At 68.4% G+C, this 2,626-nt stretch carries 4 protein-coding genes; all 4 read right to left on the reverse strand.

From position 1 onward, the window contains the following. A partial coding sequence (locus FNX44_RS25890; protein ID WP_143647443.1) for a ClpX C4-type zinc finger protein occupies nucleotides 1-106 on the reverse strand: 106 nt, incomplete at its 3' end. Nucleotides 107-283: 177 nt separating this feature from the next. After that, nucleotides 284-964, reverse strand: coding sequence for an ATP-dependent Clp protease proteolytic subunit (locus FNX44_RS25895; RefSeq protein ID WP_143651406.1), 681 nt, complete (start codon nucleotides 962-964; stop codon nucleotides 284-286). Between the two features lie 53 nt (nucleotides 965-1,017). Next, nucleotides 1,018-1,623: an ATP-dependent Clp protease proteolytic subunit gene (locus tag FNX44_RS25900; RefSeq protein WP_143651407.1), complete on the reverse strand. Its 606-nt coding sequence runs from the start codon at nucleotides 1,621-1,623 to the stop codon at nucleotides 1,018-1,020. Between the two features lie 283 nt (nucleotides 1,624-1,906). Next, a partial coding sequence (locus FNX44_RS28335; RefSeq protein WP_173019293.1) for a hypothetical protein occupies nucleotides 1,907-2,626 on the reverse strand: 720 nt, incomplete at its 5' end.

A 2,626-nucleotide genomic window follows, 5' to 3' on the forward strand; every position in this document is an offset into this window, starting at 1 on the left:
CACAGATATACACACCAGGACCTGCGATAAGCTTCTTCACCTGCTTCTGACTCTTCCCGCAGAAAGAACACTTCAGCAGATCGCCACCATCACCGATGCGTGCCACGAGGTGCATCCCCTTCGCCTGGGAGCCGCTGGGTCCAGCGCTCCTGGTGCCTGACTTCGACGGTACCTGTCCGGCCCCCGTTCGGGCCCCCCGGGCGCGGCTCGTACGGGACTCGTACGGCAGGGCTCGCGAACACCGAGCCGCGCCACGGGGAGGGTCGTCGCCCCCGGTCGCCGGTCAGCTCACGCCGGCGGTCATCTTGCGGGTGCTGACGATCTGGTCGACGAGACCGTAGGCGAGCGACTCCTCGGCGGTGAGGATCTTGTCGCGCTCGATGTCCTCGCTCACCTGCTCGACCGTCTTGTTGGAGTGCCGGGACAGCATCTGCTCCAACTGGCTGCGCAGCCGCAGGATCTCGTTGGCCGCGATCTCCAGGTCCGACAGCTGCTCCCGGCCGGTCTGGGTCGACGGCTGGTGGATGAGCACCCGGGCGTTGGGCAGCGCCATCCGCTTGCCGGGCGTACCGGCGGCGAGCAGCACGGCGGCGGCGGAGGCGGCCTGACCCATGCAGACCGTCTGGATGTCCGGCTTCACGAACTGCATCGTGTCGTAGATGGCGGTCAGCGCCGTCATCGAGCCGCCGGGGCTGTTGATGTAGATGGAGATGTCGCGGTCCGGGTCCATCGACTCCAGGCACAGCAGCTGCGCCATCACGTCGTTGGCGGAGGCGTCGTCGATCTGCACGCCGAGGAAGATCACTCGCTCCTCGAAGAGCTTCGCGTACGGGTCGTACTCGCGCACACCCTGGGAGGTGCGCTCCACGAATCGCGGGACGACGTAGCGGTTGTCCACCTGCGGGCCCGTGTAGAGGCCGCTGGCGGAGGCGCCCGGGAAGTTGTTCATCGGTGTGTTCACCATCCTGCTGGCGTTCGAGTGGGCTTGGCTGGGGTGCGGCCGGCCGGCCGTGCGGCTCACGCGCCGGTGCCGCCGCCGCCCGGGACGCCCGAAGCAGCGGAGATGATCTCGTCGATCAGGCCGTAGTCCTTGGCCTCCTCGGCGGTGAACCAGCGGTCGCGGTCACCGTCGCGGATGATGGTCTCCTCGGTCTGGCCGGTGTGGAGCGCGGTGATCTCGGCCATCCGCTTCTTCGTGCGAAGCAGGTACTCGGCCTGGATCTTGATGTCCGAGGCGGTACCGCCGACGCCGGCGGAACCCTGGTGCATCAGGATGTCGGTGTTCGGCAGGGCGAAGCGCTTGCCGGCGCTGCCGCCGGTCAGCAGGAACTGGCCCATCGAGGCGGCCATGCCCATACCGATGGTGACGACGTCGTTCGGGATGTACTGCATGGTGTCGTAGATCGCCATGCCGGCCGTCACCGAGCCGCCGGGGCTGTTGATGTAGAGGTAGATGTCCTTGTCCGGGTCGGCGGCGAGGAGCAGCATCTGGGCCGTGATCTTGTTGGCGATCTCGTCGTCCACCTGCTGGCCGAGGAAGATGATCCGCTCGCCGAGCAGTCGGCTGTAGACCTGGTCGCCGAGGCCACCGCCGATGGACGGCTCGCCGGCGGCGGAAGGCATCAGATTCGTCACGTATCCACCTGCTCGTCTCTGACGGCAACGGCCGTCTCAGCGTCTTCTGCTGGGGCCGGGGCCCCGCTGCCAAGCCGCTTACGCGGCTTCGGGGACTCCCCTGCCCTCGTATCCATGGACCCTAACGCGCAGGCAGGCGGGTGCCATCCCGCTCAGGGAACTGTTCGCTGTGAGCGCAGGGTCACGGAAACCGGACAACGGCGGCCGTCACACACGTCGGCCCCGGCGCACGTCGTTGCGCCGGGGCCGGGAAGTGAAACAGCCTCGCGTGTCAGTCGGCGGCGACGCGGGTGTTGTCGCGGACCTCCACGGCCAGGCGAGCGGCCGCGTCCACGGTCGTGCCGCCGCCCAGCGGGCTCTTGCCGGGGGACACGGCACCGAGCGTGCTCTTGTCCGCCCAGACACAGGTGGCGCTCTGCTGCGGGGGCTGACCGGGCTGAATGGTGATCTTGGTTTCCTGGCACTTCATGACCGCGCCGCTCAGCCCCGGCGGGGTCACCGCTCGCACGTCGCCGATCAGCTCGATCTGCCCCCCAGGGCGGGACCCCTGCTTCAACACGTCGAAGTACTTGTCAACGGCGGCGTCGGGATCGTTGATCTTTCCCCAGGCCCCGACGTAGCCGAGCGTCTCCATCGTCGCGAGCGCGGCCGGGTCGAGCTTGCTCGGGTCGGAGGCGTCGACCGTGCTGTAGCTCGCGAAGAGGGATTCGGGGTCCTCGATGGGCAGGTGCTTGACGTCCCGTTCGATCTGCGCCTCCAGACCCTGGCCCAGGCTTGCCTGCTTGGTGAACTTGCCGATCTTCGGGGGCGCTTCCAGCTTGTGGGCGCCGTCGTCGGTCACCACGGAGTTCTTGCCGGCGTTGTTCGGGCCCTTGTCGTCGTCGCCGAGGACGAGGACGGCGCCGCCGATGATCGCGCCGACGAGGACGACCGCGCCGACCACCAGGCCGATCGTCTTGCCCTTGCCGCCGCCGCTGGGCGGGGGTGGCGG

Source organism: Streptomyces alkaliterrae (genome assembly GCF_007097205.2).
GTDB lineage: Bacteria > Actinomycetota > Actinomycetes > Streptomycetales > Streptomycetaceae > Streptomyces > Streptomyces alkaliterrae.